The 2,971-nt window shown below is 57.7% G+C and carries 2 protein-coding genes; one reads left to right on the top strand and one right to left on the bottom strand.

The features are described 5' to 3' along the window. Positions 1–76 precede the first annotated feature (76 nt). Positions 77–2,008, bottom strand: coding sequence for a DNA methyltransferase (locus J2X98_RS22085; protein ID WP_307312652.1), 1,932 nt, complete (start codon positions 2,006–2,008; stop codon positions 77–79). Between the two features lie 609 nt (positions 2,009–2,617). Here J2X98_RS22085 and J2X98_RS22080 point away from each other — a divergent pair. Further along, complete coding sequence (locus J2X98_RS22080; protein WP_307312650.1) at positions 2,618–2,806, top strand: hypothetical protein; 189 nt, start codon at positions 2,618–2,620, stop codon at positions 2,804–2,806. Positions 2,807–2,971 lie beyond the last annotated feature (165 nt).

Below are 2,971 nucleotides of genomic sequence, written 5' to 3'. Positions count from 1 at the left end.
GCTGACACCCATCGAGTTTGAGACAATAAAAAACGCGGCCTCAGCCGCGTAAGAAATTATCAACCCCAGCTGTCAACTAAACCTTCAGCAGTCCCTCACTAAGGATCAGGTTTCCGCCATCATTCGGCATTGAACCGAACCCGAGTCTAGGCATGGCTGATAGTGGGCTGCTGCGTCTTCCAATCCATATGTCCGAGCCATCCGCGAGGTAGGGGTTGATCCGGTTGGCATCAAGTCGGATCCCGTCGCTGAAGATGTACTTAGGTTCGGAGGAAACATTGCGAAGTCCCATTACGACACAGGTGACGCCGGCGGCATTTCTGGCGTGGTTTGACCACCTGAACGAGGTGTAGGCGTAACCGATCTCAAGTTCAGTACCGAGGACCTGCGGCCAGAGAATCCCGACTTGCTCGCCTTGAGTGATGGAATTTGTCGTGACAAACGCCAACTTCGCTGCAGTGCCACGGATATAATCGGCACCCTTGATTAGCCATGCGGATACATAGTCGAGGCTCTTGTACTTGTCCGTGACCGTCGCAAGGTCCTTCTTCTGCTCCGCCGATTGGTTGCGACTGCCCAAATACGGCGGGTTTCCCAACACGTAACCCTCGGTAACGCGGTCGTTCGGGCAGACATCCTCCCAGTTCTCCGTTATCGCATTGCCCGTCTGAATCTGGCCAGTTTCCTTCAGCGGGATCAGCGGGATGGAGAGATTGAACTTTTCCTTGAACTCTGAGTTCATTTGGTGCTTGGCGATCCAGAGGGAGAGGATCGCCACCTCGACAGCGAAATCGTCAATCTCCAGTCCATAAAAATGTTCGATGTTAATCTTCGACTCGGCGTACAGCATCTGGTGCTTCGGATCGATTTCGAACAGTCGCTCCAGGATTGCATGCTCCAAACGGCGCAGTTCTTTGTAGGCAATGATGAGGAAGTTGCCGGACCCACAGGCAGGGTCGAAAACCTTAATGGCGCTGATTCGTTCGAGCAGTGCTTCAAGCTTCTTCACGGAGTCGAACCCCGCATCGAGCTGCTCTTTTAAATCATCCAGGAACAAAGGTTCGATGGTCTTGAGGATGTTCGGCACTGAGGTGTAGTGCTGACCCAGGTTGCTTCGCTTGCCCGGAGTGACAATGGCTTGAAACATCGAGCCGAAAATATCTGGGTTAATATCGCGCCAGATCAGTGTGCCCGACTCAATCAGCAGGTGGCGGGCCTTTTTGGTGAACTGCGGCACCACGTGCTCTGGTGCCATCGTGAACAGCCGGCCGTTGACGTACGGAAACTGCGCCAGGTGCACAGGTTTTTTGCCGGCGTCTTCAGTATCCAGGGCCCTGAAGACCTCAGTGAGGAACTCTGCGACGTCTGATCCGTCGGCTTGTGTATGGGAGCCGACGGCGTTGGTGAACGCGCCTTCCTCGAAGATGCCGGTGTCTTCGGCAAAAAAGCAGAACAAGAGCCTGGTGAAGAACACGTTGAGTGCATGGCGTCCGTGCGCCATGTCGAGCATTCCGGGGTTCGCGGCCAGCAGTTCGTCGAAAAGCTTGCCCATCCGCTCGGCAGCCTTGACGTCCGCGTGCGCCTCGGCGACGTATTGGGCTTTCTCCATGCCGGCCCAGGGCAGGAAGAACGTGAAGTGCTGGTTGATGTCCCGGATCGGGATCATCAGGTTCTCGCCGGTCTTCGTGTCGATGGCCAGCAGTTCCGTGTAGTCGGTGACGATTACGAAGCGGGTGTTGTACCGAACGACCAAGGGTGACGTTTTCAGCTCGTCGATGACTGCGAGCGGATCACCGGTCGTCTCCTTGAAGTAGACGACGTTCTTCTGTGCGACCTCAGTGGACGGATCGTGGGCAACGTTGAGGGAGCCATTGCGCAGCCTGGTCACGTTGCCCTGAGGCTTGCCGTAGGCCAGCAGCAGGCTGAAAATGAACTCGCCGTCGTAAGATTCACGGCCTCCAAGCGGGGCAACACGTTCCTCGACGGCTTTCAGGTTGAGCTTCACCATGAACGGGCTTTCTCCGCGAACGTGTTCTTATCGTGGGCCGGCAGTCTCTTGGTGGTTATGCACATGCCTCGGGGGCAGGCTGAAAGACCGTCGGTCCACGGTTCACGCACGTTGTTACTCCTTAACACGGCAGGGCGGAAGCGCATTGCCTCCTCGTGATCTTATCCGGGACCGCGGGGCAGTTATTTCTCCCCCACAGCGTCACGCGACGGCAGTGTTCATCCTTGCCCCGATAAGAGCAGTTACCAGAGACCCGGTTCGAAGCCGCCCTTGTGTCTTGGCTGGTGGGCAAGACTGGAGGCATGAGCGTGGTAGCTGGAATCGGGCGGCGATCGCAGCTGGCGGCGGTCGTCGAGCCTCCACTGATCCTGGACCCGGAGACCCATGAGGAGCTGGGCATACGAAATGGGATGGCGGTCACCTTCAGCGTCGATTCTCCGGGGACTTCAGCCTCGATTCTGCGGGGACTTCAGCCCCGAGCGCTGCCGTCAGCACGTCGTCCAGAATGAGGGATGCACACGAAGTCGGCGTCACAGAAACCGTTGCCCCGCAGCCTTGTTGGCCCGGCCGCGCAGCAGCTGCTGTCCGCCGGCGGAAGGTGTGAAGTTCGTGAGGGCCGGGATCATACTCAGCAACCTCTCCCCCGCGGCCGTCCAGCAGACCTTCGAGCAGTTCGACCTCCCGCATGAAGGTCAAAAGATCAGCACGCTGATCGAGACCATCAAGAAGAAGTACTGCCGTGGATTCGTCGGACTCGCTCACGCCGGCATAAGGCAGGGCCCGTCCCCTGGCAGGTGAAACGAAACAACGTCTCCCCGAGGGTGACCCACGCAATGGGACGAGCTGGCGACCGCAAAAGCCGCCTAGTTGTACTAACCCGGTTGGTTGGTGACACGGCTGGCGGGTGAGGCGCCTTTGAGTGCGGTGTGGGGCCTGCGCTGATTGTAGTACTCGATGAAATCC

The organism is Pseudarthrobacter enclensis (assembly GCF_030811655.1).
Classification (GTDB): Bacteria; Actinomycetota; Actinomycetes; order Actinomycetales; family Micrococcaceae; genus Arthrobacter; species Arthrobacter enclensis_A.
This window is presented reverse-complemented; position numbering and strand designations above follow the sequence as displayed.